The 24,884-nt window shown below is 73.0% G+C and carries 31 protein-coding genes and 1 tRNA gene; 5 read left to right on the top strand and 27 right to left on the bottom strand.

Annotated features, from left to right (window positions below):
• Positions 1–45: 45 nt before the first annotated feature.
• The 23 genes from ABEA04_RS19395 to ABEA04_RS19285 all read right to left on the bottom strand — a co-directional run bounded on the left by ABEA04_RS19395 (position 46) and on the right by ABEA04_RS19285 (position 18,780).
• Positions 46–1,629, bottom strand: a complete 1,584-nt coding sequence (locus tag ABEA04_RS19395) for a hypothetical protein (protein WP_345462644.1) — start codon at positions 1,627–1,629, stop codon at positions 46–48.
• Positions 1,583–2,071: a hypothetical protein gene (locus ABEA04_RS19390; protein WP_345462641.1), complete on the bottom strand. Its 489-nt coding sequence runs from the start codon at positions 2,069–2,071 to the stop codon at positions 1,583–1,585. Before ABEA04_RS19390 ends, ABEA04_RS19395 begins: the two co-directional genes overlap by 47 nt.
• 149 nt (positions 2,072–2,220) lie before the next feature.
• Entirely contained in the window at positions 2,221–2,535 is a 315-nt protein-coding gene (locus ABEA04_RS19385; RefSeq protein WP_345462638.1) for a hypothetical protein, read from the bottom strand.
• 104 nt (positions 2,536–2,639) lie between these two features.
• Positions 2,640–3,512 carry a DUF7341 domain-containing protein gene (locus ABEA04_RS19380; protein WP_345462635.1) on the bottom strand — a complete coding sequence of 291 codons (873 nt, stop codon included), beginning with the start codon at positions 3,510–3,512 and terminating at the stop codon, positions 2,640–2,642.
• Positions 3,512–8,419: a DNA polymerase gene (locus ABEA04_RS19375; protein ID WP_345462633.1), complete on the bottom strand. Its 4,908-nt coding sequence runs from the start codon at positions 8,417–8,419 to the stop codon at positions 3,512–3,514. The genes ABEA04_RS19380 and ABEA04_RS19375 overlap by 1 nt, the downstream gene beginning before the upstream one ends.
• A 71-nt stretch (positions 8,420–8,490) precedes the next feature.
• On the bottom strand, positions 8,491–9,102 hold the full coding sequence (locus tag ABEA04_RS19370; protein WP_345462630.1) for a hypothetical protein: 612 nt from the start codon (positions 9,100–9,102) through the stop codon (positions 8,491–8,493).
• Entirely contained in the window at positions 9,099–9,602 is a 504-nt protein-coding gene (locus tag ABEA04_RS19365) for a hypothetical protein (RefSeq protein ID WP_345462627.1), read from the bottom strand. The genes ABEA04_RS19370 and ABEA04_RS19365 overlap by 4 nt, the downstream gene beginning before the upstream one ends.
• Positions 9,599–10,135, bottom strand: coding sequence for a hypothetical protein (locus ABEA04_RS19360; protein ID WP_345462626.1), 537 nt, complete (start codon positions 10,133–10,135; stop codon positions 9,599–9,601). The genes ABEA04_RS19365 and ABEA04_RS19360 overlap by 4 nt, the downstream gene beginning before the upstream one ends.
• On the bottom strand, positions 10,132–10,377 hold the full coding sequence (locus ABEA04_RS19355) for a hypothetical protein (RefSeq protein ID WP_345462623.1): 246 nt from the start codon (positions 10,375–10,377) through the stop codon (positions 10,132–10,134). Before ABEA04_RS19355 ends, ABEA04_RS19360 begins: the two co-directional genes overlap by 4 nt.
• A complete protein-coding gene (locus ABEA04_RS19350) occupies positions 10,374–12,302 on the bottom strand; it encodes a DEAD/DEAH box helicase (RefSeq protein ID WP_345462620.1) in 1,929 nt (642 codons plus the stop codon). The genes ABEA04_RS19355 and ABEA04_RS19350 overlap by 4 nt, the downstream gene beginning before the upstream one ends.
• Before the next feature lie 10 nt (positions 12,303–12,312).
• Complete coding sequence (locus ABEA04_RS19345; protein ID WP_345462617.1) at positions 12,313–13,188, bottom strand: hypothetical protein; 876 nt, start codon at positions 13,186–13,188, stop codon at positions 12,313–12,315.
• A 55-nt stretch (positions 13,189–13,243) separates the two neighbouring features.
• Positions 13,244–13,939, bottom strand: coding sequence for a DNA cytosine methyltransferase (locus ABEA04_RS19340; RefSeq protein WP_345462614.1), 696 nt, complete (start codon positions 13,937–13,939; stop codon positions 13,244–13,246).
• Positions 13,936–14,205: a hypothetical protein gene (locus tag ABEA04_RS19335; RefSeq protein WP_345462610.1), complete on the bottom strand. Its 270-nt coding sequence runs from the start codon at positions 14,203–14,205 to the stop codon at positions 13,936–13,938. Before ABEA04_RS19335 ends, ABEA04_RS19340 begins: the two co-directional genes overlap by 4 nt.
• Positions 14,202–15,038: a hypothetical protein gene (locus ABEA04_RS19330; protein ID WP_345462608.1), complete on the bottom strand. Its 837-nt coding sequence runs from the start codon at positions 15,036–15,038 to the stop codon at positions 14,202–14,204. Before ABEA04_RS19330 ends, ABEA04_RS19335 begins: the two co-directional genes overlap by 4 nt.
• A gap of 29 nt (positions 15,039–15,067) precedes the next feature.
• The gene (locus tag ABEA04_RS19325; RefSeq protein WP_345462605.1) at positions 15,068–15,559 is read right to left on the bottom strand and encodes a hypothetical protein; all 492 of its coding nucleotides are present in this window, start codon (positions 15,557–15,559) and stop codon (positions 15,068–15,070) included.
• Positions 15,556–15,996, bottom strand: a complete 441-nt coding sequence (locus ABEA04_RS19320; protein ID WP_345462602.1) for a hypothetical protein — start codon at positions 15,994–15,996, stop codon at positions 15,556–15,558. The genes ABEA04_RS19325 and ABEA04_RS19320 overlap by 4 nt, the downstream gene beginning before the upstream one ends.
• Entirely contained in the window at positions 15,993–16,358 is a 366-nt protein-coding gene (locus tag ABEA04_RS19315) for a hypothetical protein (protein WP_345462599.1), read from the bottom strand. The genes ABEA04_RS19320 and ABEA04_RS19315 overlap by 4 nt, the downstream gene beginning before the upstream one ends.
• Positions 16,355–17,167 (bottom strand): ParB/RepB/Spo0J family partition protein, encoded by an 813-nt coding sequence (locus ABEA04_RS19310; RefSeq protein ID WP_345462596.1) that lies wholly within the window; start codon positions 17,165–17,167, stop codon positions 16,355–16,357. The genes ABEA04_RS19315 and ABEA04_RS19310 overlap by 4 nt, the downstream gene beginning before the upstream one ends.
• 109 nt (positions 17,168–17,276) lie before the next feature.
• On the bottom strand, positions 17,277–17,459 hold the full coding sequence (locus ABEA04_RS19305; protein WP_345462593.1) for a hypothetical protein: 183 nt from the start codon (positions 17,457–17,459) through the stop codon (positions 17,277–17,279).
• Positions 17,456–17,704, bottom strand: coding sequence for a hypothetical protein (locus tag ABEA04_RS19300; RefSeq protein WP_345462591.1), 249 nt, complete (start codon positions 17,702–17,704; stop codon positions 17,456–17,458). The genes ABEA04_RS19305 and ABEA04_RS19300 overlap by 4 nt, the downstream gene beginning before the upstream one ends.
• The gene (locus ABEA04_RS19295; RefSeq protein ID WP_345462589.1) at positions 17,695–18,045 is read right to left on the bottom strand and encodes a hypothetical protein; all 351 of its coding nucleotides are present in this window, start codon (positions 18,043–18,045) and stop codon (positions 17,695–17,697) included. Before ABEA04_RS19295 ends, ABEA04_RS19300 begins: the two co-directional genes overlap by 10 nt.
• 160 nt (positions 18,046–18,205) lie before the next feature.
• Positions 18,206–18,496: a hypothetical protein gene (locus tag ABEA04_RS19290; protein WP_345462587.1), complete on the bottom strand. Its 291-nt coding sequence runs from the start codon at positions 18,494–18,496 to the stop codon at positions 18,206–18,208.
• A complete protein-coding gene (locus ABEA04_RS19285; protein WP_345462585.1) occupies positions 18,493–18,780 on the bottom strand; it encodes a helix-turn-helix domain-containing protein in 288 nt (95 codons plus the stop codon). Before ABEA04_RS19285 ends, ABEA04_RS19290 begins: the two co-directional genes overlap by 4 nt.
• Before the next feature lie 166 nt (positions 18,781–18,946).
• Here ABEA04_RS19285 and ABEA04_RS19280 point away from each other — a divergent pair, with 166 nt between their 5' ends.
• On the top strand, positions 18,947–19,450 hold the full coding sequence (locus ABEA04_RS19280) for a hypothetical protein (protein WP_345462582.1): 504 nt from the start codon (positions 18,947–18,949) through the stop codon (positions 19,448–19,450).
• A gap of 101 nt (positions 19,451–19,551) precedes the next feature.
• Positions 19,552–19,959 (top strand): ImmA/IrrE family metallo-endopeptidase, encoded by a 408-nt coding sequence (locus ABEA04_RS19275; RefSeq protein WP_345462580.1) that lies wholly within the window; start codon positions 19,552–19,554, stop codon positions 19,957–19,959.
• On the opposite strand, the gene ABEA04_RS19270 is transcribed toward ABEA04_RS19275, so the two are convergent.
• The 3 genes from ABEA04_RS19270 to orn all read right to left on the bottom strand — a co-directional run bounded on the left by ABEA04_RS19270 (position 19,864) and on the right by orn (position 22,015).
• Entirely contained in the window at positions 19,864–21,102 is a 1,239-nt protein-coding gene (locus tag ABEA04_RS19270) for a tyrosine-type recombinase/integrase (protein WP_345462577.1), read from the bottom strand. The two genes, ABEA04_RS19275 and ABEA04_RS19270, sit on opposite strands and share 96 nt — an antisense overlap.
• A 115-nt stretch (positions 21,103–21,217) precedes the next feature.
• Positions 21,218–21,293 (bottom strand) — tRNA-His (locus ABEA04_RS19265).
• 98 nt (positions 21,294–21,391) lie between these two features.
• Entirely contained in the window at positions 21,392–22,015 is a 624-nt protein-coding gene (gene orn, locus ABEA04_RS19260; protein ID WP_345462574.1) for an oligoribonuclease, read from the bottom strand.
• Positions 22,016–22,111: 96 nt separating this feature from the next.
• Here orn and ABEA04_RS19255 point away from each other — a divergent pair, with 96 nt between their 5' ends.
• The 3 genes from ABEA04_RS19255 to ABEA04_RS19245 are packed head-to-tail and all read left to right on the top strand — an operon-like array spanning position 22,112 to position 24,417.
• Positions 22,112–22,609 (top strand): MauE/DoxX family redox-associated membrane protein, encoded by a 498-nt coding sequence (locus tag ABEA04_RS19255; RefSeq protein ID WP_345462571.1) that lies wholly within the window; start codon positions 22,112–22,114, stop codon positions 22,607–22,609.
• A 7-nt stretch (positions 22,610–22,616) separates the two neighbouring features.
• A complete protein-coding gene (locus ABEA04_RS19250; RefSeq protein ID WP_345462569.1) occupies positions 22,617–23,354 on the top strand; it encodes a DsbA family protein in 738 nt (245 codons plus the stop codon).
• A 10-nt stretch (positions 23,355–23,364) separates the two neighbouring features.
• Complete coding sequence (locus ABEA04_RS19245) at positions 23,365–24,417, top strand: adenosine deaminase (RefSeq protein WP_345462567.1); 1,053 nt, start codon at positions 23,365–23,367, stop codon at positions 24,415–24,417.
• Between the two features lie 146 nt (positions 24,418–24,563).
• Here ABEA04_RS19245 and ABEA04_RS19240 read toward each other — a convergent pair whose 3' ends face one another.
• Positions 24,564–24,806 (bottom strand): DUF6458 family protein, encoded by a 243-nt coding sequence (locus ABEA04_RS19240; protein ID WP_345462565.1) that lies wholly within the window; start codon positions 24,804–24,806, stop codon positions 24,564–24,566.
• Positions 24,807–24,884: the final 78 nt, after the last annotated feature.

Genomic DNA, 24,884 nt, shown 5'->3' with positions numbered 1-24,884 from the left:
GTCACGCCCCCCTCAGACGGTCGGCAGGTGTCGGCTTCAGGTGGGTCACCACCGGACGGTGGCGATGTCGATCGCCTCGCGGCGCACGGCTGCTTCGTCCTCGCTGCGCGGCACCCCCGCGGGGACGACAGCGACCGCGGTCAGCGCACCGAAGCGGTGCAGCGCCGTGGCGGGCGCGACGATCGGGCCGACGTGGATGTCGGTGTCACGGCGGTCCCAGGTCGGGACCTCGTTGACGTAGCGGGTGCGGGCGAAGGCCGCGGCGGCGGTCATCTCGGCCTGGTCGGTGTGCACCAGCGTGCCCTCGTCGAGGCCGTCGAGCAGCGCGCTGCAGCCGGCGGTGTAGTCCTTCGACGGCAGCGTGACGTGGTCGATGCCGGCGGCGGTGAGCCGGGTCGAGAGCCCCGCGGTGCGGGTCGGGTGGAGCGCGACCTCGAGCACGCCATCGCCGAGACGCTCACGCAGCCGCTCGACGGCCGGGACCATCCAGGCCAGCCCGGGCTTGGTCTGCACCACGAGCAGCGTGCGGCCGGCAGGGCCGTCGCCGGCGACCCCGATCGAGCCGGCCGACTTGTCGGGCTCGACGTCGAGCACCACCGCGACCCGCGTCGACGCCGGAACCCGCTCGTCGACCAGCCGCCGCCAGGCCCGCAGGTCGACCGCGGTCGCGCCGGCGTCCTCCTCGTCGGACTCCCACCAGCCGAGGCACTCGCGCATGAACTCCTCGGCCGGCAGCGCCTGGCGGGTGTTCGCGATCTTCTCCAGCGTGATCCGGCCCGTCGACAGCGTCGGGTTGGCCTTCTCCCACAGCTCGACGCGGTTCAGCGCGCAGGCCGGGTCGCCGTTCTTCGGGTGCTGGCAGTCGGGGTCCTCGCACGGCGTACGCGGGGAGTGCCACTCGACGTAGGTCATCATCGGCGTCGACCCGGCGGTGCCGCGTTCGCGGATCTCGCCGAGCGCGTCGCTGTCGGCCATGCCGGGGCTCGAGGCGTAGACGACCTGGGGGTTCGTCATCGCCAGCATGATCGGGATCAGCGAGCCGAGCATCCGCGGCGTGAGCGCGAACGACTCGTCGAGGATGAGCTTCGGCCGCGCCAGGCCACGGCCGCCGGACTTGGTGCGGGCCTTGAACATCACCGTCTGCTCGAGGCCGGTGCGCGGGTCGCGCAGCTCGAGCCGCTCGCTGCCGTTGTCGGTGTAGACGCCGCGGTTGCGCTGCGGCAACACGCGCCGCGACAGCGCCGGCGACCCCTGGATCAGGTCGGCGAGCTCGGACTGCGCGTCGAGCGTCGTGCTCATCTCATGCGCAGACCACACGATCTCCGGCACGTCGAGGACGTAGAGCCAGCCGAGCACGATCATCTTCAGCACGCCGGTCTTGAGGTTCTGGCGGCAGCAGATGACGCAGATCTCGAACGAGGCCGGCGACCCGTCGGGCCGGAAGGCGAAGGCCAGGTCGAGGATCAGCTCCTGCTGCGGGTCCGGCACGTAGCCGGTCTTCGCGCAGACATCGGCGACCTCCGGGCCGAAGGTCTCGAAGGCCTCGGGCCGGACCCGCTTGCCATGCGGGCAGGTCCAGACGTCAGGCTCGATCAGCCGCCTGGCCGGCAGCGGCGAGCTTGGCTTCACGGGCCCTCCTGGCTGAGGTGACCTCGTCGTCCTCGGCCCCGTCTCCACCGGCGCCGCCGTCCGGGCCGGGCGCCGGCGGGGCGACGTGGGCGAGTGCCGCGGCCATCACGGTCCGGAGCTCCTTCGACAGCGCCGTCACCCCGGTCTCGTCCGGGTTGGCGATCTTCCGCGCGAGCTGCAGTGCCAGCTGGCCGGAGAAGCTCTGGTCGGCGCCGGCCTTGACCAGCTCGGCGCGCACCGCCTTGACCAGCTCGTGCTCGACCTTGCCGGCGGCCTGGTCCGCGTCGGTCGACTCGGCCGCGGCCTTGCGGGCGCGGGCGGCGCGCGACCGGCACGTCGTCGAGCAGAACCGGGCGGTCGACCGCTTCGCCTCGAACGCGCGGCCGCAGTCCTCGCAGGTGGCCTCGCTCGTGGCGCTGCGGCTGGGCCCGGCGACCGGCATCGTCGGCCTCCTTAGCGTTGCAGCGGGCTGCGACGCGGCGCAGAGAGAGGGACGGTGCCAGCTTGCTCGCTGGGCTCAGCGCGGTGCGCTGGATTTTCTGCTTGCTCGCTGGGCTCAGCGCGGTGCGCTGGATTTTCTGCGCCGCGCGGTCAGTCGAAGATCGACAGGGCCGGCGGCCGGGCCGCGGCGGCGTGGCGCAGCGCGCTGAGCGGGAGCCCGCCGCGCTTCTCGTTGCAGGGGGCGCAGGCGCCGCGGACGTTGGCGCGGACGAGCGCGAGCTCGGGGTGGTCGGCCACGGTCTCGAGGTGGTCACCGGTGGTGCTGACGCGCGTGCAGCCCTCGAGCTGCAGCCAGCACACCGGCTCCTCGCGGGCCGCGCGTTTCGCGAGCCGGCGCCAGGCCTGCGTGCCGCGCGGGTCGGGGATGCGGCGTCCGGTCGCGAGGGTGACGTAGCGAGTGGGCACGACTGCCTCCGGGTACGACAACGGCGGGGAGTCGTCCAGATCTGGAGACACCTCACCCGCCGAGCACAGGATGAGGGCTCGAGCCCGTGCGCGTCAAGCACTGGTCACGACGCGGCGAGTCGGGCGCCGACCGCGCGGACGCAGCGGGCCGAGCCGCAGGCCGGGCAGAGGTGCGCGAGGTCGGTGGGCTGGTAGTCCGGCAGGACCGAGCACGCGGGTGGTGGGGTGCGCGGCTCGTGCTCGTCCTCGGACTCGAAGCGGATGTGGTCGGCGAGCAGCCCGATGGTGGCCTCGTCCCACACGGTGCGGCAAGCGTCGTTGGTGCAGACGCCGATGCGGTCGGCCAGGCGGACACGGAGCGTGCCGCGCTCGGTGCACGCGGGGCAGGTGTTGTCCGGGATCCAGGCCGGCGCGTCCCACCCGGTGACGATGCGGGCGGCGATCCACCAGCGGCGGACGTCGTGCTCGATGGCTCGCCGTTGCACCGGATCGGCCGAGGCGGACAGCCCGTGCAGCAGACGGACACACGCGACGGTCCCCGACCCGGGCAACACGCGTCGCACCACGTGGTCACCGTGGCGGATCAACGTGCAGGACCGGTGGTGGCACGCACGGCAAGTCGGACCGACAGGGGCGGGGGTGCGGCTCACCTCGATGAGCTGGTCGCCCGGGTCATCGGCGCCGAGGTCGCGTACCCACCGTGCGGCCTCGACGTCGATGCGGATGGCGAGGTCGATGGCGTCGACGCGGGCCGCGGGCTTCGACGCGAACCCCGGCCGCGGTCCGGTCTCGACTGCGGCGGACGGGATGTCGTTGGCGATGAGCTGGTGCACGAGGGCGGGCACGGTGACCCGGTGGTCGTGCGGGATCCACGCCCCGTCGTCCCGCGTCGTGTAGTGCTCGCGGAGCACGTGGGTGTCGACGAGCTCGTGCACGTAGTCGGCCAGCGCCATGGGCTGGGTGCGGTCGCTGGTCATCAGCTGGAGTCCTTCCACTCGAAGCTGGGTTCGCTGGCCTCGGCCACGATCGGCACGCCGGCCAGCTCGGAGGTCATGCACCGCACCAGCTCGGCCGTGGCGTCCTCGGCCTCGTCGGCCGGGACCACGACCACGAGCTCGTCGTGGACCGGGAAGAGCGTGGCCGTGCCCCACCGGGTGCCGGACCAGCGCACGAGCGCGTCGATGAGCAGCTCGCGCGCCGTGCCCTGGATGCAGTAGTTGGGCGCGGCGTGCGGCGCGCGCTCGGGCAGGTGGATCACGCGGCCGCTGTAGGCGGGGAACCTCGTGCGGCCGGCCTCGACCGCGGCCTTGATCTCGTTCGACCAGGCGGCGAGCACCGGGGTCAGGGTGTCCATGGCGTCAATGACGCGCTGCGCGACGTCGTGGCGGACGCCGACGCCGTTGGCCACGGCGTTGACGCCGCCGCCGTAGATCCGGCCGAAGACGCCGCGCTTGATGGCGTAGCGGTCGGCCTTGGTGGCCTGGGGTCCGAAGGCCAGGCGGGCGACCTCCCAGTGCAGGTCGCGGTTGGCGTCGCCCATGATCGCGGCGAGGCCGGCGTCGCCGGACAGCGCGGCGGCCACGCGGAGCTCGACGCCGGCGAAGTCGACCGAGATCAGCTTGTGGCCGGGGTCGGCGGTGAAGCAGGCGCGCATGCCGCCGGTGCGGGAGACCTGCTGCACGTTGGGCCGGACGCACGACATGCGGCCGGTGTCGGCACCGAGGGTGTGGATCGTGGGCCGGGCGCGGCCGTCGCCGCGGGTGACCAGCTCGTGCCACGGCTCGAGCAGCAGGGTCAGCGCGGTGTTGTGGTGGCGCCAGGCGAGCACGCCGCGCACCAGGTCGCCGACCTGTCCCTCGTCCCGGCTGAGCTGCTCGATGGCGCCCTTGGCCACCGAGGGGTTGCCGGCCTTGGTGCGCGGCAGCGGTACGCCGAGCCGGTCGAAGGCCTCGGCCAACTGCTTGGGGCTGCCGGGGTTGCCGGCCTCGCCCAGTCGGCCGAGGTCGCGCACCCGTGCGGCCTGCTCGTCGCGGGCGGTGCGGTGCTCGTCGAGCAGTCGCGCGACCTGGTCGCCGTCGAGTCGGATGCCGCGGTGGCTGATGCGGGCGGTCATCCGCTGGGCGAGCAGCTCGCGCTCGAGGACCTCGGGCCCGGGGCGCGGCAGGCGGGCGGCGAGGGCGGCGTCGTCGAGGACGTCGGCCGCGTCGTAGCGGATCATCGTCTCGGCGTGGTGGTCGACCTGCGCCCAGCCGGACCGCGTCGTCGGAGTGTCGAGCTTGGTGTCGGTGAGCCAGCGGCCGGCCTTGAACAGCGCGGCCCGGGCCTCGTCGGCCACCGGCGAGAGCGCGTGCTCGCCGAGGACGTTCTTCGCCAGGTTCTTCAGGTCGGCGTCGTTGCCGGTCGAGGACGGGTCGGCGAGCTTGGCCAGCGTGCCGGTGTCGAGCATCTTGGCCCAGCCGGCGTCGGCGTCGATCAGGCCGGCGTGGGCGAGCGGGACCAGGTCGGCGCTGGCGGAGTGCGCGTGCAGCACGGTCGCCGCCTCGAGGTGGCGCCGGACGACGTCGGCTTGCTCCTGCTCGCCCGGGTCGAGGACCAGGGCGAAGTGCTCGCCGCCGAGCTGGACGGTGCGCAGGACGTGGTGCTCGTGGCCGACCGGGTAGCCGGTGTGCTCGACGTCGACGGTCAGCGCGCCGGCGGCCCGGTCGCTGCTCGGGCCCGTGATGGTGGCCAGCAGCCGGTCGGCGGCGTCGGCGTCGACGTGGGCGACGCGGCCGTCGCGGGTCACGAGGGCCGGCAGTCCGATGGTGGGCCCGGACGCCTCGGCGATCGCGGCCGCGCGCTGGGCCGCCTTGACCTCGGCCGCCCGGGCGGTGGCCTCGGCCGACTTGGCCTTGCGCCTCGGGCCCTCCTGCGGCTCGACGGGCGTCTTCTGCAGCGCGGCCGGCGGGTCGAAGAGGGCCGGTTCGCCGGGCTCCAACCCGTCAGGACCGAGTTTCCGCAGGTCAGAGGCCGAATCGGCCGGGTTCGCCGACGGATCTCCTGACGGGTTTGGAGCGAACTCCCCCCGCTGCTCACGCGTGGGCGCGGGTGCGCGCATATGCGTAGGGGGGTCTACCAACCCGTCAGACCCGTCAGGACTCACGGAAACGTTGGGCCTGACCTGCGGAAACTCACTGACGGGTAGGGGGTCGGAACCCGTCAGGAACCCGTCAGGCGATCCGTGCAACCCGTCAGGCGCGGGCGGAGCGGGCGGAGCGACCTGCACCGTCGGCTGGGTCACCGGCTGCGTGACGAAGCCTCCCTGCCGCAGCCTCAGCGCCCGGCGCTTCCCGTGCTCGGTGTGGAACGGCGGCAGGCCCAGGCGGGTCAGCGCGCGGCCCCACTTCGTCTCCGAGGGGATCTGGTCGACGCGCACGCCGTTGGCGCGGCTCGAGCGGCGGAACTCCTGGTAGAGCTCGCGGCTCGGGGTGCCGGGCTCGAAGGGCTCGGTCTCTTCGGTCACCCAAGCGGCGATGGGGTCCTGCTCGGCGCCGACGTGGTCGGCCAGGTGGCGGATGTGCTCGGGCGCGGCGCCCATGGCGGCGGTGGTCGGCTCGGCGAGCCAGCCGGCGGCCTCGGCCATCATCGAGGCCAGCACGCCGGGGGCCTCGGTGCGCCAGGCCGCGCCGCGCAGGTGGCCGATGGCGGCGCGGGTCGCGCGGATCTCCTCGGCGTCGCCCTCGCAGGGGATGAGCCGAACCCGGGACCGCACAGCCGGGTCGGTGAGCACCGGCTCGTCGTTGGTGGTCAGCACCAGGGTGTGCGTGGGCCGGAACGTGATCGGGTTCTGGTTCATCTGGTTGGCGGTCAGCTCGCCGCCGCCAGTCAGCTGCTTGAGCCGCTCCTGAGCCCAGCGGCCCTCGCGCGGGCCCTCGTCGATGAAGGAGAGCCGGCGGCCCTTGAGCGCGAAGACGATGCTCGCGTGGGCCTTCTCACCGGCCTCGCTCATCAGCCGGGGGTCGGCGGCGTGGGCGTAGGTGCCGAGCACGCTCATCAGCAGCGCGACGACCTGCGTCTTCCCGCGGCCGGTCTCGCCGAGCAGGATCGGCAGCGCGCGGTCGGCGTGTCCGGTCAGCGCGATCGAGAGCACCCGGACGGCCCAGGCGCGCACCTGCGGGTCGGGCCAGACGGCGGCGAGGAAGGCGTCCCACAGCGGGGTCGGCCGCGGGTCGGGGGTCACCGAGGCGGTGTGCAGGTGCGGGGTGGCCGGGTCGAGGTCGGCGAACGCCGGGCCGGTCACGCTCGAGCGAAGCGACCACGGCATCGAGCCGGCCCAGAGCACGTCGGGGTCGGCGTCGAGGTCGGCCAGCGCGATCGCGGCCGGGTGCATGCCGCCGGCGACGAGGTCGTCCATCTTCCCGGCGATCGCGCGGGCGCCGGCGGTGGACATCAGCCGGGTGCGGCGCTTGGAGCGCTCGTGCTGCTCGGTGCCCTTCTCGGCCGTCGGGTCGCCGAGCGGCATCAGGGTGGCCACCGTGGCCACGGCCCACGGGCTGAGCCGCTTGTGCAGCTCCCAGCGCTCGGGCGCGCGCAGCAGCCACGCCTCGGCGTCGTAGGCGAACCGCACGACCGGGTAGGTGCGCTCGAGCACGCGCTCGGCGAGCGCCTGGTCGAGGCCGGCGTTCGGGTCGAAGGCGTGCGCGCCGATGACCTCGCGCGAGCTGGCCCAGCGCGGCGGCTCGGCGGGCTCGAGCCCGGCCGCGGCCCCGTCGACCGCGTTGGGGTCGGCCGGCGCGAACGTGGTCGGCCAGGCGGGGCCACCGATGCCGCTGCCGACGCCGGTCAGGCACGGGTCGCGCGGCACGCGGTGCTGCCCGTAGGCGGTCACGGCCTTGCGTGCGGAGGTGAGCAGCATCCGCTCGAACTCGGCCTCGCGGCCCTCGGAGGCGGTCAGCCGCTGCCACAGCTCGCGCAACTCGAGCACGGCGTGCCCGCCGCCCGCGTGCCCGGCCGCGGCCAGGTGCACGACGTGGTGCACGCGCTCGGTCATGGTGTCGTGGCGGCTGCCGGCCTCGGCGTTGCCGACCTCGTCGACGGCGTACAGCCGCGCGCTGGTCAGCTCGGCGCACTCGACGGCGTAGTCCTCGCAGATCTGCTCGAGCATGCTGCCGCCGGCGGCGGGGTCCGCCGAGGCGACACCGGCCGCGGCCGCACCCTCGGCCAGCCCGGCCACCCAGGCCGGCGGCAGCTCGGCCAGCTCGCCGGGCGCCGGCACGCGGCCGGGCTCGGCGGGCGAGCCGTCGGGGGCGTACCAGCGGTAGACCGCCGTCGTGCCCGTGCTCTCGGCGACGACGCCGGAGTGCACGCTCGGCCAGACGACGGCGTAGCGGTGGTGGCGCTGGATGATCTCGACGTCGCCCGTGCCGTTGGGGCCGCCGGTGCTGAGGCGGGTCGCGTAGCGCTGCGCGGGCACCCGGAACAGCAGGATGCGACTCAGCCCGGGGCCGGCCTGGTCGCCGCGCGCCGTGCTCGACCAGGTCGGGGGCAGCGGCCCCCACTGCTGCTCGAACGACGCCAGCGTCTCGGCGCCGTGCTTGCTGACCTCGCCCTTCACGTACTGGTCGACGTCGATGCCGATGACGTGGTCCGGCATGCGCAGGGCGATCGAGCTGGTGGCGTGGCTCTTCAGCCAGGCCGCGAGCTGGTTGGGGTCGGTGTCGCGGCCCTCAGCGCCGGTGAAGCCGGTCGGCGGCGGGCTCTTGGTCTCGGGCGGCACCGGCAGGACGCACGGCCATCCGGCCTGGGCGTAGGCGAGGACCGCGTCACGGAACGGGGTGGCCGGTTGGCTGGGCTGATCCGGCTGGCCGTCTGGTGCATGGGTGGGGTCGGTGATGCTGTCGGTCACTCGGTGGTCTCCGGTCGAGCGGGTTGCCGGCGCTGTTCGGAGGTGCGTGAGCGGGTCGAGCGACGTGCTGATCAGACCTGTGCGATCCCGAGCAGCGTGCGGATCTGCGAGCGGTTGAGCTGGGTGACGTCCTCGGCCACTCCCATCTCGATGGCGTACCGGCGCCACTCCTCGACGTCGGCGTCCTTGGCCGGCTGAGACGCCTGTCCCGGTGCGACCACCGGCCCGGTCACCTCAGCCGGCCCGGTCACCTCAGCCGGCCCGGTCACCTCAGCCGGCCCGGACACCTCGGCCGGCGGGGCCGGGACCTCAGGGTTGGACCAGCGCGCCAGCGCCTCGCGCACGCTGTTCGCCAGCTTGCTCGTCGAGGGCTTCACGATCGCCTCGATCTCGTGCACCAGGTCGAGGAGCACGGCGTGCTTGGCGTCGAGGTCGTCGTACGCCTCACGTCGACGGTCGGCCTCGTCCTCCTCACGCTCGTGGCGCTCGAGGATCGCGAGCAGCCGCTCGAGCGAGTCCGCGATCGACTCCAGCGGCTGTCGGGGCATGACGGTCGCGGTGTTGTCGAGCATGCCGGGGGCCGCGGGCAGGCCGGCAACTGCGTGGGGCACCTGCGGCTCCTCGTAGTCGGCGTCGTCCTCGGGGTCGTGCTGCTCGGTCAGGAACTGCTCAACGGTGATCACTGGCGGAACTCCTTGCTCATCGGGTCGGGGATGCCGGCGTCACGGACGGCGGCGAAGAGGGCGTGGCGGGCGGCGTCGCGGGCGTGTTGCATGCCGGCGAGCGCCTTGAGCAGGCCGCCGTGTTTGCCGCCGAGCCGGTCGAGCCGGGCGTCGGTCGCCCATGGCTTGACCTGGCCGGCGCTGCGCAGGTGCACGACCCCGCCGCGCGGCAGGTACCCCGACAACTGACACAGCTGTTCGACCTGCACGACCTGGGCCGCGGTGATCTGCTGGGCGGTGTTGAGGCGGCCGCGGGTGACGAACCGCTCGACGGCGACGACGTCGTCCGGGCCGAGGTCCTCGAGCAGCGCGGGCAGCAGGACCGGCAGCACGCCGGCCGAGCACTGGACGACGTCGTGCTCGACTAGGCGCCCCCCAGCGGCCTGGTCGAAGGTCAGCCGGACGACGCCCGGCGTCGGGCCGGGGTCGATGCCGACGACCCTGGTGGGGCGGCCGCTCACTGCCCGGCCTCGCTGTCGGTGTCGGCGTCGTCGTCGGCGGCGTCGTCGTCGTCGGCCAGTGCGGCGCGGATGCTCTGGGCGGCGTCTCGGAAGGCGTCGATGCGCGGGCTCGAGCGAGTCTCGGCCCACCCCTCCCACTCAGCGGCTAGCGCCTCGATGGCGCACAGGCGCACCTGCAACGCGTCAGCGGCCGCGACTGCCGCCGGGCCGGTGACGAGCGTGCCCAGCGGCAGCCCGAGCGCGCGGCCGAGGTCCTGCAGACCCTCGAAGATCTCGGTCGCTTCGACCTTCCAGCGGAAGAGACGACCGCGCTCGCGGGCGGCGGCCACAAGCGCCGGCGCCGCGTTCCGGAGTGCGACGATCAGCCGAGTGTTCGAGGGCATCCCGTGCATGCCCCAGGCGCGTGGCTCGGCGGGGGTGCCGATCCACGCCCGTCCGTCCTCACGGATGTCGGCGACCCACGGCGCGTCCTCGGCGTACTCGATGAGCCGTGCGACCTCGTCGAGCTGCGCGTCGGTGATGGCCTCGGTCATGCTGCGCCGCTCTCGATGAGGGTCTGCAGCTGGTCGGCGCCAGCCCGGACGATGCCCATGTGCTCATCGGCCTCGTCGCGCTTCGACTTCGGCGCCAAGTCGTGCAGCCCCTCGGCCGCGGACTCGACCTCGTAGAGCAGGTCGGACATCTCGTCCGTGCGCTGGCGGGCGAGCCACGCGTCGAGGAAGGCGACCGTGGTCTCGAACGTGCCGTCGAGGGTCGGCGAGTTGTAGACCATCATGCGGCGCTCTCCTTGTAGGTGCTGGTGGGGCCGCTACCCCCCGGGTCCGGAGCGAATTCCTTACGCTCGGCCCGGTGCTCGGTCGAGCGGCTGCCGCCGAGGAGCTCGGCGACGATGCGTGGGTCCTGCACCAGGTCGGCCAGCTGGCCGGCGCGCTCGCGCAGGACGGCGCGGACGCGGGTGTCGATGGTGTTGCGCGCGACGATGTCGATGACCTCGATCGAGTCGTGTCGCTCGGAGCCGATGCGGTGGCAGCGGTCCTCGGCCTGGATCGACTCGACGATGGACCAGGGGCGCTGCAGGAAGACGACGGTGCGCGCGGCGGTCAGCGTGATGCCGACGCCGCCGGCGCTGGTGGTCACGCAGATGACGTCGAGGTCGCCGGCCTGGAAGTCGCGCATGTTCTGCGACCGCTCGGCGTGGCCCTGGCCGCCGACGATGTAGCCGACGCGGAAGCCGGCCCGGGCGGCCGCGGCGCCGGCCAGGCGCACGAGCTGCGCGCTGGGGGCGAAGACCACGACCTGCTCACCGGCTCCGTCAGCAGCGTCGTCTCGGCGGCGCTCCTCGAGCAGCTCGAGCAGGGCGTCGACCTTCCACGACGGGTCCTTGAGCGTGAGGTGCACGTGCCGCTTCGGCTCGTCGTGCGCGTCGAGGTCGGGGCCGTAGGTGATGTCGACGTCGGCCGCGGCCGAGGCGAGCCGGGTCAGGTGGCCGTACTTGCTCATCACGTCCATGACCGAGAGCTCGGTGGTCGCTCCGTCAGGTCCATCGGTGCTCGGCAGCTCGGCGTACATCTCGGACTCGAACTCGTCGTAGGCCTTGCGCCAGGCGGCGGGCATGTCGACGGTGCGGGTGCTGTAGACCTTCGGGGGCAGCTGGGTGAGCACGTCGGCCTTGGCCACGCGGCGGTGCTGGCCGAGCAGCGTGAGCCGGAACTCCGCCTCCGCGTGCGCGGCCAGGCCGAGGACGTCGACGTCGTAGTCGCCGGCCGGGACGGTGTCGCAGTAGCGCGCGACCCAGCGTTCGCGGGCGGGCGTGGCGTGGTGGTCGAGCGCGTTGAGGGTGGGCCAGAGGTCGCCGGGGTGGTGGGTGATCGGCGTGCCGGACAGGCACACGACGGCCCCACCGGCCTCGGTGGCGGAGAGGGTGAGGCGGCGCACGGCCTTCGAGCGCTCGGCCTTCAGGCTCTTGATGAGGTGGCACTCGTCGACGACGACCGCCCCCCAGCCGTCACGGCCGAGGTCGCGCAGCGGCGCGGGCTTCTTCAGCGTCGTGGGCGGGCAGTCGGTGCGGGCAAGGTCGTAGGAGGTGACGTAGACGTCGGCGGTGCTGATCAGCGCGGCGCGCTTCTTCGGGGTGCCGCGCCATGCGACGACCCGGACGTGCGGCGCCCAGGCCCGCCAGGCGTCGACCCAGGCGTCGATGACCGAGGCGGGGCAGACGACGAGGATCGGGCCGAGCTCGGAACCCCGCTCGACCCGCTCGGCGAGGCCGAGGATGGTGGTGATGGTCTTGCCGGTGCCGGGCTCGTCGGTGATGAGCGCGCGGCCGGTGGCGGCGATCATCGCGGCGCCCTCGACCTGCCACGGGTACGGCGTCAGCCCGGCGGGCGGGGCGTAGTAGAGCTGCGTGCTGGCGGCCAGCGTGGTGCGGGCGTTGACCTGCTCGGTGATCCACGCGCACAGCGCCGGGCCGGGACGCCAGACCCCGGGCGTTTGGCCGAACGTCGCCTGCAGCTGCACGACGGCGGACCAGGTGGCCCGGGTCGTCAGCGCGCCGGGCGGGTCGGACTTCGAGAACAGCGGGGTCAGCCGCTCGACCGCCTTGGCGGCCGGGGCGACCTCGTGCGCCGGCCCGACGGCCACCAGGACGAGGTCCCGGTGGCCGTCGGCGTTGGGCACGCCGATCTCAGCGTGGATCTGCACCATGGGACCGTCAGGCCCCCTGGCCGGTCAGCTGCGCGATGATCGCGGCCTGGTCCGCGTCGAGCCCGGACGGCGGCTGCGGCGCACCCTGCTGCGGCTGCTGAGCCTGCACCTGCTGCGGCGGGAAGGTCGGCTGCTGCACCTGCTGCGGCGGGAAGGTCGGCTGCTGCACCGGCGGCACCTGCTGGGCGGCCTCGGGAGCCGGGGAAGGCGCCCCCGTGACCGCCGTGGGGACCTGCTGGTTGGCCGCCGGTGCAGCGGCCTGCGGGTTCGCGGCCTGGTAGCGGATCGCGAACACGTTCATCGGCATCCCGCCGCCGCGGCTCGGCTTGCGCTGAACCAGCGTGACCTGGATGGCGTCGCCGCCCTGGGGGTCACGGCCGGCGCCGGCCTCGGTCATGGCGCGCACGAGCTCGTCGCGCATCTGGCCGCGCACGAAGAGCACGGCCTCGCCGTCGGGGAACTCCTGCGTCGGCTGCAGCTTGAGCGGGACCTTCATCACGAACTGCGGGCGGCCGTCGCGGTAGAACTTCGGCTGGCCGGTCTTGGGGTCGGTCTGCTGCTGGATGTCGGCGTTGAAGACGTCGCGGGCGACGAACCCGACGTAGCTGGTGCCTTCGGGCTTCGGCATGCCGTTGACCGACCACGAGATCGCGGGCCCACCGCCGGCACTCGGCTGGTTGTAGTAGTCGTCGAGGGAGCCGGTGGCGAGCGGCTGGGCCGGCTGCTGGGCCGGCTGCACCTGCTGCGGCGGGTACGGCTGCTGCGGCGGGTACGGCTGCTGCACCGGCGCGGGCTGGGCGTAGGGCTGCTGCACCTGCTGCGGCGGGTAGGGCTGGTGCGGGGCGTACGGCTGGGCCGGCTGGTGGTACGGCTGCTGGGTCATCTGGGGTGAGTCCTCTTGTCGGTGGTGCGGATGGGTGGTCCGGCGGACGGAGGCGTCAGCCGGTGGCCGGCACGACGGAACGCGCGCCGGTGGTCTGGGTGAGGAGTGCGTGCCCGACCCACTCGGTGTAGGCGGGCGGAACGGCCTCGGTGAGGTCCGGCCAGGTCATCCAGTCGATGCCCATGGCTCGACCTGCTTCGGCCACCGAGCGCGGGGCTCGCAGCTCGCTGCCATCAGTCCTGGTCCACAGGAGTCGGCCGTCGGGCCGGGCGCCGTATACACCCAGCGCCGGCCGTGTACGAGTCGTCACTGGCGCAAGGGGAAGCGATTCCGAGGCGTAGAAGAGCCGGGGTCGGTCGACCTCGAGACCGAACATGGAGCCGCGCAGCAGGCGGGCGTCGGGCATGTCGGGCCGGGCGCCGACGACGTTCTCGACCACCCAGCGACCGCCCCACGTCCGCAGGCGCTCGATGACTGCTGGGATCAGGTTGATGAGCGCATCGGTAGGACCGCCGCGTCCGCGGTAGCGGTTGCTCATGGTCGTGCGGGGCTGACACGGCGGGGACGTGTGCACCACGTCGAATTGGTCGAGGTACCAAAGGGACGACAGCACGGCCATGGCGTCCGCGCGGATGAACTGGCCGGGCGGGTATGGGTGGTCGACGATGTCGACCCCGGTGACGGTGAACCCAGCGCGTCGATAGCCCTCGCCCGCACCCCCGTCACCGCTGAACAGGTCCAGCAGCTTCACGACTGCACCGCCCGACCGTCGTCGACGACGCGCATCGGGAGGACCGAGACGAGCGCGGCCGCCTCGAAGCGCACGTGGTTGCCCGCCTGCACGAACCCAGGGCGTCGGGTGTCCCGCTGCCCCTTGGCGTAGGACCAGTCGGCTCCGAGCTCGACGACTTGCCAGGCGACACCGATGCGGTCGACCAGCACGGAGTTGATCGGCAGCGACCCGAGGTCTGTCACGTCGGTGATGACGACGGCCTCGTCGCCGTTCGTCGTGCTCATGCGCTCACCGACCCTGGGCAGCCGGTGCCGCCGTCGCGGGCGGCCTGGGGCCGGTAGAACGGGCAGAAGTAGCACTCGTCGGCGGACGGGTCGGCCGAGACGTCGAGCAGGCCCTGGCGACCGGCGACGATCTCGTCCGCCCAGGCGCGGCGCTGCTCGGTCTGCGCGAAGACCTCGGTCAGCAGCTCGACGACGTCGGGCAGGACGTTGCCGTGCTCGTCGGCGAAGGCGCGCTCCCACACGTAGAGGCCGTCGAGGCTGGCGGCGGTGCGCGGGTAGGCGGCCAGCGCGACGCGGCGAACGGGCAGGCCGAGGTTGCGGTAGCCGAGGCCGTAGAGCAGCAGCTGCACGACGTAGTGCCGCGGCGGGCCGGCTGCGCTGCGCACCTTGGCCAGCGAGGACTCGCCGAGGAACTTGTGGTCGACGACGGCGTGCTCGACGGCGTCGTACAGGTCGGCGGTGCCTGGGTGGTTCGGGTGCGGGGTCACCTTCTGCTCGGCGACCCAGCGCAGCACGCCGCTGCGGGCGTTGTCGGCCTCGAAGGCCTCGGCGGCCCAGGCATGGCAGGCGGTGCCGACGATCGAGGGCCACGGGTCGCTGACGTGGTTGGTTGCCGGCAGCGCGGCCATCTTCCCGGCGACCTGGCGGTCGCACACCGCGCCGAGCTCGCTGGGGCCGAGGTAGGACTGCAGCGTGCGCGGCGCCCGGGCGGCGTGCTCGTGGATGACGCGGCGCAGCGTGGTCGAGTAGGTCGAGGCCCAGGCGCTTGAGCCGCTGAGCGCGCGCACCGAGGACGGCGCCGCGGACATGAACTCGGCGACCGACTGCTGCACGGCCGGTGGGTACGCAGGGAGCGCGCCCATCAGTCCTGCACCCCCAGCCAGCCGAGCAGCGCGTGCACGCTGGGGGCGAGGAAGTCGACGCCGCGGTACATGAGCTCGGGCTCGACGGGGTCCTCGAGCAGGATCGCGGTGCGCTTGCCGGCGCCGATCGCGTAGCCGATCTCGAGGTGCGCGGACTTCCCGCAGGGCAGGACCATCACGAAGGTGTCGGCGCGTCGCATGGCGGCGAAGTCAGCCTCGTAGCCCTCGATGGCGCGGGGGTGGTTGACCATCCGGAGGTACTCGTCCACGGGTTCCCAGTCGGAGCCCTTGGCGCGGATGCCGTCGACGCCGATGCGAGGGCCGTCGTAGTCGGTCTTGACCTCGCGCCACGAGAACCCGGTGCCGCCAGGCGGGTTGCGGAAGTCGTAGTGGTCGATGTCTGCGGCCTTCAGCACCTCGCAGACGGCGGGCTGCATCGGGTTGCGCCACGAGCTGGCGACGTAGACGTAGTCGGGCTGCCGGCCGCTCATCGGGCACCCCCGGCCGCGACCAGGCGGTGGGCCAGCTCGACGACGGCCTCGTGCCACGACGGCACCACGGTGACCCGGGGAGCACCGAGCCGGTGGAAGACGTTCTCGGGCTCGCCGATCACGATGACCGGCACGTCGCGGGCGAGGGCGTAGCCGGTCTCGATGTGGCGACCGCCGCCGCCCTCGGCACCGCAGGCCTTGGCCGTGTAGAGCACCAACACGTCGGACCTGTCGATGTCAGCCATGTCCTGGCGGGCGTGCGCGCTGACGGCGTCGTCGTCGAGCGCGGTCGCGGCGCCCTCGGTGCCGGCGTTGATCTCGTGGGCCTCGTCGAGCCACGTCGAGGTGACCGTGAAGCCGATGCGCCACAGGTCGGCCGAGAGCCGCTTGATGGTGTCGCGGACCGCGTACGGGGCGGCGATGTAGACGCGCATCACGCACCGCCCGTCGCGGGGCGCAGGGTCCAGGACCCGGACGGCTTGCTGTAGGCGGCGTAGACCGCGGGCTGCTCGGCCTTGAGCCGGCGGGAGTCGACGCGCTGTGACTCGACGTAGGTCAGCTGCAGCGCCGGCGTACGGGAGTCGGCCGGGCCGGCGAGCTCGAAGCGCCGCTCCTCCGGCGCCAGCTGCGTCAGCTCGACCTTGATCGCGTCGGTGACGGCCTTGAGCTTCGACGCGGCGTCGTCGGCCGCGGCCTTCAGGTCGGGGTAGAGCGCGTGCAGCTGGGCCAGCCGGCTCTCGCCGTCGGGAGTGACGGTGAGCCGCTGCGGCTCCGGCTGCTCGGGTGCCTGGGTGGTCACGAGGCGGTCCTCTCGATGGTGTCGTCGGGCGCGGAGGTGGGGCGGCTCGTGTCGCACAGGACGCAGCGGCCGCGCTGCTCGGACTGGTCGTGCAGGTGCTGGCGCTCGTCGGCGCGGATGACGGACTCCCAGCACTCGCCGCAGGCGATGCCGCCGACCGACGCGGCGCCCTTCGCCCTGTGGCCGAGCTGCTGGCAGCGGGCCCGGGCGCGAGTGCCCAGGTCGTGATTGAGGTCGAAGTGCTGGGCCGACTTCTTGCCCTTCGCGGTCGGCCGGACGCGGCCGGCGTCGACGCGCGCCTTCGACACCGCGGCCGCGAGGGTGGTGGTGCCAGCCCGGACCTGCTCCTGCTCCTCGATGGGCAGCGACAGCAGCGCGAGGCGGTTGCCGACGTACATGGGCGACCGGCCGACCTTGCGCGCGATCTCGGAGTCGGCGACGCCGGCGGACTTGAGCCGGCGGAAGGCGCGGGCCTCCTCGATGGGGTCGAGACCGGCGCGCTGGCCGTTCTCGACGAGCATGGCCAGCAGCTCCTCGTCGGGCAGCATGTCGCGGCGCACGATGACCGGGACCTCGCGCATGCCCGCCTTCAGCGCGGCGGCGTGACGGCGGTGGCCGGCGACGATTCGCAGACCCGCTTCGCCGGGGATGCGCTGGGCGATGATCGGCTGGATCAGCCCGACCTCGCGGATGGACGACGCCAGGCCGTCGAGGTCGGTCAGGCGCTCGCGCGGGTTCTCCGGTGAGGGGTGCAGGTCGTTGAGCGCGACCATGGCGAAGCCGTTCAGCGGCTTGATCGCGGCGGTCACGCCCGAGCACCCCGCACGGCGGCCACCAGGCCGCTGCCCACGGCGAGCACGGCCCAGGCCGCGGGTACCGGCGCAACGAGCAGCGCCATCGCCCACCACTGGCCCGCGCTCACGGCATCCCTCCGGGAGCCTCGACGACGGCGCGCGTCAGCGCGAGCGTGGCGTGAACCTGGGCCGCGGCGATCAGCTGCGCGCGCCCGAACTGGTGGACTGCAGACGATCGCTCCGACGGCGGCAGGGCCGCGTCCGCAAGCAGCCGTTCGGCCTCGGCGTAGTGCTCGGCCCCGTTCACGACGCGCGCCCCGTCGGCGTGCGCGGGTCGGCGAGCCGGGGGTCGCGGCCGGTGACGACGCGCGCCACCGTGCGCCGGGTGCGGGCCAGCATGCCGCCCATCACCAGGCCGCCCGGGGGCAGCGGGACCGACGCGCCGGCGTGGTCGTGCGCGCAGCCGGTGCCGGCGCAGTGCCGGGGCTTGAAGTCGAGCGGGTGGGCGTAGGTCTTGACGACGCCGTCGTCCGCGCGGCGCTTCACAGCCACGACCCGGTCGTGGAGGCCGAGCGGATGGAGGCGAGCACCGAGGGGTCGTAGGCGATGGTGCAGATCAGGCGGACCGGCAGCTCGAGCACCTCGCCCTCGACGCTGTGCAGGTCGACGTTCGGGGTCAGCGCCTCGGTCTCGATCGACTTCTCGAGGTAGCGCGCCCACTCGGTGAGGTCGACGATGCTCTTCAGGTCGAGCCGGACGGCCGGGCCGCCGAGGCTGGCGACGTCGGGACCGAGCGTCGCCTGGAACGGGATCGGCAGGCCGATCTGCTGGGCGTGGGTCAGGACGTGCCCCAGGCCGACGACGTCGACGGGGTCCAGGTGGTCGCTGGGCATGCGATGCTTCCTCTCGTTCGGGACCGGCCCTGCTGTGCGAGCGGGTGGCCGGTCCTGGCCATGTCTGGCGGTGCTGTGTGAAGGGCGGGCCGGCGACCTCACGCGGGTCTGGGGGCGCCGTGCGCCGGCGGGGTCCGAACGCCCGGACCGGCCCGCCCGGTCAGTGGGGCGAGGCCCGATTGGCGGACCCGGTAGACGCTGGCGAGGCGCCGGGCTGCGACCTCGCCGCGCTGAGGCGGCTCTGGCCGGGGATCAGGGGAGTGGCGGTGGCGTCCGCGCCGCCGGCCTCGTGGCCGGTGATGATCGCCTCGACCTGGGCCGGCGTGTAGCGGATGGCGCGGCCGAGCTTGGTGAAGCGCCACCCGTTCTCGCGCCGGAGCGCGGCGGCCCGTGACTCAGTGATCTTGAGGACCTCGGCCAGCTCGGCCTCGGTGATGAGGTCGCCGGTCACGCGCTGTTCGCCCACTCACGCGGGACGAAGTCGGTGACGATGTCGCCGGGGTCCATGCCGTAGGCGATCGCCAGCGCGTCGAGCATCTGCTGCGAGGCGCCGCGCTGGCCGCTCTCGATCAGCGAGAGGGTGCCGCGCTGCACTCGCTTCCCCTCGGGCAGTCCGAGCGCGTCCGATGCGGCCTCGCAGACCTGCTCCAGCGTCATGCCGGTGGCCTTGCGTAGCCCTCGGAGCGAGACGTGCGGCGGGGTCTTCGACGGCCGCGGCTTGGGGTACTCGGGCATAGCGGCAAGTCAACGGCAAACAAGCCCCAACTTCAACCCAGAAACGCGGAAAACTTCTCTGACCTGCGGAACCACATGGCTGTGACTCGACTAAGCGGCAAATCCCCGGCATGTTGTTTGCCGAACGGCCCCGATGTTTTCCGAAGAATCGTGCGAGGTTGCCGCCATGTCTTCCGACCCCCAAGCGTTTGTGCGCACCGTCCTCGCCGCGTTCGAGGCCGCCGGACGTGCGACCGACGACGAGGTGGGCAGGGCCGGCGGGCCGAGCAACACGACGATGGCGAAGTACCGGAAGGTCGCCAAGGGCGAGATGACGATGGAAGAGCCGCGGGGCGACGTGCTCAAGCGCATCGACGTCGCCGCGAATTGGAAGCAGGGTTCGGCGCGTGCGCTCTGGCGCTGGCAGCGGGAGCCGCAACCAGCTTCGGCGGGGTCCGCCCTGTCCGAGGCGCTCGGGGTGGTGAGCCCCTCCGACCTCAACCGCGTGGTCCACCTCGAGGGTTTCGAGGGTTACGTCGAACGTCTCGCTGAGCGTCTGACGGAGGTCGAGGAGCGGCTCGATTTGCTCGAGGCCGAGCTGGGGCGCGGTGCCGCACACCGCCTTGAGGTCGCCGCTGATGACGCTGACCACGACATCGAGGACGCCCAGGAGCAGCGGCACGACACCTGAGTGTCGGACCCGTCCCGTAGAACGGTCGTCGTGACAGCGGCTCCCGATGGGGAGGGGCCGGTCGCCGGAGAAGCGGAGAGCCACGAGGCCATGACGGGGGAGTGACCCGCGACCGGTTCGACATCGCCGCGAGCCACAGCGCCGACCTGCAGCTCGACGTCGTCTGGCTGGACCTCGGACCGCGCCGGCGCGGCGAGTGCCGGTGGCGCGACGGCCAGGTGGTCATCAGCCCGCGGCTGACCCTCGTCGAAGCGGCGTGCACGCTGGCGCACGAGGTCGGCCACGCCGCGTTCGGTGACGACTACTCGACGCCGGCCGTCGAGCGGCGCGCGTGGGAGTACGCCGCCTCGCTGCTCGTCGAGCCGTGGGAGTACGCCCAGGCCGAACGCGTCGTCGGGCCGGACCCGCGCGCGCTAGCCCTCGAGCTCGGCGTGACCGTCCAGCTGGTCGAGGCGTGGCGCCGATGGTGGCAACGACGCGGCCGGCTGCTGCACCACGACCGCGCCTGAGACGACGGCGCCAGCCGCGGCCGGATCGAGCAGCGCGTCGAGGCTGTCGAGGACGGCGTCCGGGATGTCCTCGATCATGCCGCCGTAGACGTTCAACGTGGTCCCGATGTCGGAGTGGCCGACGCGGCGCTGCATCTGCGCCGGTGTCGCACCGGCCCGGTCGAGCAGCGCGACGTGCAGGTGGCGAAGCGCGTGCGGGGTCAGGTGCCGGTCGAGCCCGGTCTCGGCCTCGATGCGCCGCCAGGTCCGCGAGAGGAAGTTCTGCTGGTACCACTGACGTCCGACGGAATTGGTGAAGACCAGGTCGTCGGGCCCCTTGCCGACGATGCGCCGCCGCACGACCGCGGCGGCCGTGGGCGGCACCTTGTTGGACCGGAGCCCGGCCTGGGACTTGGCCTCGCCCTCGGCGATGACCAGGGCGTAGCTGCCGTCGCGGCGGAAGACCCGGGTCACCGAGGCGCGCATGACCTCGTCGTCGGCGACGTCGCGTACCGCGAGCGCTGCGGCCTCCGACCAGCGCCACCCGGTGGCGGCGATGAACAGCATCAGGTCGGCGGCGTCCGGCTCGACCCGGCGAGCCGCCTCCTGCAGCGCGAGGTACTCGGCCAGCGTCGCGCCCTTGGCGGTCCGCTTCTTCCGCTTCGGCAGGCTGGTCTCGGTGCACGGGTTGTAGTCGACGAGCCGGCGGGTCTTGGCCACGCCGAACTTGAACATCGAGTGCAGGAGCATGTGGCGGTCGGCCACCGACTTCGGCTCGAGCTCACGCGCGATGTCGTCGACGAAGCGCTGCACGTCGATCTCGTCGATGCTCGCGCACGGCCGGGTGCCGAGCCGCGGCTTGATCCAGCGCTCGTAGTCGCGCCGGTAGTCGGTCAGCGTGCGGGGCGTGACGTCGCCGGCCTTCCAGGCCAGGAACTGCTCGGCGAGCTCGTCGAGGGTGATGCTGCTGGCGGCGTCTGCCTCAAGCAGCGCGAGCGCCTTCGTGCCACCGAACTGCTCAACGAGGGCCTTGAACGCCTGGGCGTGCTTGTCCGGATGGCGGCCCGGCGCGGCGTCGAAGGTCTTCGACTGCTGCTTGCTGCCGACCCGGAAGAGCACGGCGTAGCGCACCGTCTTGCCCCCGTTGGACCGCCGTTCGCGCACGCTCGCCACTGGTCACTCCCGCTCGGGTGTCGCTCAGTTCTGTTGACGGGGTGTTGACGTCGAAAACGACAACTGCCCCCGGTCTGCGTTTCCGCAGGTCAGGGACAGTGTCTCATGGGGTGAGTAACGGGACTTGAACCCGCGACATCCGCGACCACAACGCGGCGCTCTACCAGCTGAGCTATACCCACCAAGGGCCCGGTGACCGGACCGAGGAGCAGTGTAGACGGATCGGGTCGGCGGGCCCGAATCGAATCCGCCGACCGTCGTGCACGACGCCGTCGGTGGGTCAGCCGGCGTGACCGGTCAGGCCCGTGAGCGACCCGCCGTGGCGGGCCGCGGCCTCGCGGGAGGTGTCGGTGTCGGGGCCGGGGGAGGGCACGAAGACGGTGTCGCGGTAGTAGCGCAGCTCCTCGATGCTCTCCTGGATGTCGGCCAGCGCCCGGTGGTTGCCCCGCTTGGCCGGCGCGGCGTAGTAGGCGCGGGGGAACCAGCGGCGGGCCAGCTCCTTGATCGAGGAGACGTCGACGATGCGGTAGTGCAGCAGCGTGTCGAGCTCGGGCATGTCACGGGCCAGGAACGCACGGTCGGTCGCCACGGTGTTGCCGGCCAGGGGCGGCCGCCCGTCGGTCGGGCAGTGCTCGCGCACGTAGTCGACCACCTGGCGCTGCGCCTCCTCGAGCGTCACGCCGCCCGCCAGCTCGTCGAGAAGGCCCGAGCTGGTGTGCATCGTGCGGACGACGTCGACCATCTGCTCCAGCGCCTCGTCGGGCGGGCGGATGATGACGTCGACACCGTCGCCGAGCACCTGCAGGTCGAAGTCGGTGACGAGGGCGGCCACCTCGACCAGGGCATCGGAACCGAGGTCGAGCCCCGTCATCTCGCAGTCGATCCACACCAGGCGCTCGTTCACGACCGACCACCCTACGGTCCCAGCCCGCGCGCGTCCCGCCCCCGGTCCGCGTCGCTCTCAGCGACGACTCAGCCCGACGGGCTACCGTGACGCACCGTGAAGCAGTGGGCGGCCCTCCTCGCGCGTCTCGTCGTGGGTGGCGTGTGGCTGTGGGCGGGCCTGGCCAAGCTCACCGATCCGCTCGGCAGCGTGCAGGCCGTCGCGGCCTACGACCTGCTGCCCCGCGCCCTCGTCGAGCCGATCGGCTACGCCCTGCCCCCGGTGGAGGTCGTCGTCGGTCTCGCGCTGGTCGTCGGCGTGATGACCCGCGGCGCCGCGTTCATCTCGGCGCTGCTGTTCGTGGCCTTCATCATCGGCATCGCCTCCGCCTGGGCGCGGGGGCTCGAGATCGACTGCGGCTGCTTCGGCGGCGGGGGCTACGACCCCGACGCCGCCTCGAAGTACCCGTGGGAGATCGCCCGCGACGCCGGGCTGCTGCTCGCCTCCGCCTTCGTGGTGTGGGCCGGTGCCGGGCGGCTGGCCCTCGACTCCCTGATCTTCCGTCGCCACCCCGAGCGCGACGACGAGCACGTCCACGACCTGGAAGGGGTCTGAGCACACGATGGCGAGCAAGGCGAGGGCGCAGGCGAAGGCCGAGGAGCGGGCGGAGAGGCTGGCCGAGCTGCGCGCCCAGGAGAAGGCGCGCGAGCGTCGCCGCAACGTGCAGGTCGGGGCGGTGGCGGTCGTCGTCCTGCTGCTCCTGGTGGGCGTCTTCTACCTCGTGAGCCAGCGCGGCGGCCCCGACACCGACGGCGTCGCCGCGGCCGGCCAGAGCGGCTACGGCGTCACCATCGGCTCGGAGGACGCGCCCCACAAGGTCGTCATCTACGAGGACTTCCTCTGCCCGTTCTGCGGCCAGCTCGAGGGTCAGACCCGTGAGCGGCTGCAGCAGCTGGCCGACGACGGCGAGGTCTTCGTCGACTACCGCCCGTTCGTGCTGCTCGACGCCGAGCAGTTCGACGACTACTCCCCGCGCGCGGTGAGCGCGTTCGGCGTCGTCCGTGACGAGGCCGGCGACGAGGTGGCCAAGCGTTTCCACGACCTGCTGTTCGAGAACCAGCCCGAGGAGACGGCCTCCTCGTTCCCGGACGCCGACGCGCTGGTCGACCTGGCCGTGCAGGCCGGCGCCGACGAGGCCGCCGTCCGCCCCGGCATCGAGGCCGGCGTGAGCGACTACGCCCAGGGCGCGACCGACGAGGCCCAGGAGGCCCGCGTGCAGTCGACCCCCACCGTCATCGTCGACGGCGAGGCGCTGGCCAACCCGACCGCCGATGCCCTCCTCGGGGCCATCGGGCAATAACGTCCGGCGGGTGAGCGAGCGCACCACCCCGCCCGGCGGGCCCACCGGTCCGACCAGCCCCGTCGCCGACTTCGTCGCCGGCCTGCCCAAGGCCGAGCTGCACGTGCACCACGTGGGCTCGGCGTCGATGCGCATCGTCGGCGAGCTGGCCGAGCGCCATCCCGGCACCGTCCCGTCGGAGCCGGAGGCGCTGCGGGCCTTCTACGAGTTCCGCGACTTCGCGCACTTCATCGAGGTCTACCTCGCCGTCGTCGGCCTGATCCGCACCCCGGAGGACGTGCGGCTGCTGACCTACGAGGTCGCGCGCGACCTGGCTGCCCAGAACGTGCGCTACGCCGAGCTGACCTGCACGCCGTTCACCTCCACCCAGCAGGGCATCGCGATCGAGGGCTACACCGAGGCCATCGAGGACGCGCGGGTCGCGGCCGAGCGCGACCTCGGCGTCGTCCTGCGCTGGATCTACGACATCCCCGGCGAGTCGGGCGTGCCCGCCGCCGACGCGACGCTGCGCTACGCCCTCGACCACGGCCCCGAGGCGCTCGTCGGCTTCGGCCTCGGCGGACCCGAGCAGGGCGTGCCGCGCGAGTGGTTCGTGCCGCACTTCGAGCAGGCGCGGGCGGCCGGGCTGCACTCGGTGCCGCACGCCGGCGAGACCACCGGTCCCGACACGGTCTGGGACGCCCTGCGCCTGCTCGGCGCCGAGCGCATCGGCCACGGCACGTCGTCGGTCCACGACCCGGCGCTGCTCGCCCACCTCGCCGAGCGGGCCATCCCGCTCGAGGTGTGCCCGACCTCCAACATCGCCACCCGCGCGGTCGCCTCGCTCGAGGAGCACCCCCTGCCGCGCTTCGTCGAGGCCGGCGTCGTGATCACCATCAACTCCGACGACCCGCCGATGTTCGACACCTCGCTCAACCGCGAGTACGAGGTGGCCGCCGAGCTGCTCGACCTCGACGAGCTCGGCCTCGCGCACCTCGCCCAGGCCGCCGTCGCGTCGTCCTTCGCCCCGGACGACGTCAAGCGCCGTCTCCACGACGAGATCACCGCCTACGCCGCGGGCTAGGCCCCGCGCCGGTCGGCACCCGGGGACGTCGAAGGCCCCGCGCTCTCATACAACGCGGGGCCGGTCCCTTCCTACCGAACGCAACGGCGGACGACGCGCAGGCTCGCCGCGCGTCGTCCGCCGTTGCGGGTGGTGCTGTGGGTGCGTCAGCCGACGTCGGTGCGCGTGTCGCGGACCGACTGCGTGCCGTCGCTGTGCGTGGTGGTGGTCGTGGTGCGCGCGCGGCCGCGGTCGAAGTTGGTGGCGATGGCCAGGCCGATGACGACCACGCCGACGCCGGCCATGATCCAACCGACCATCGTCAGGTCGACCGCGTCGACGCTGTCCTGCACGGCCAGGGCCAGCACGAGGCCGACCACGATGAGGAATCCGCCGAATCCGTAACCCATGATCTGCTCCTTGGTCAGGTGTGGATGCCCCGAGTCGCCCTCACTGTGATCCTCCCTCCGGCTGAGCGGACCACCCGA

The organism is Nocardioides marinquilinus, assembly GCF_039543705.1.
Taxonomy (GTDB): Bacteria; Actinomycetota; Actinomycetes; order Propionibacteriales; family Nocardioidaceae; genus Nocardioides; species Nocardioides marinquilinus.
This window is presented reverse-complemented; position numbering and strand designations above follow the sequence as displayed.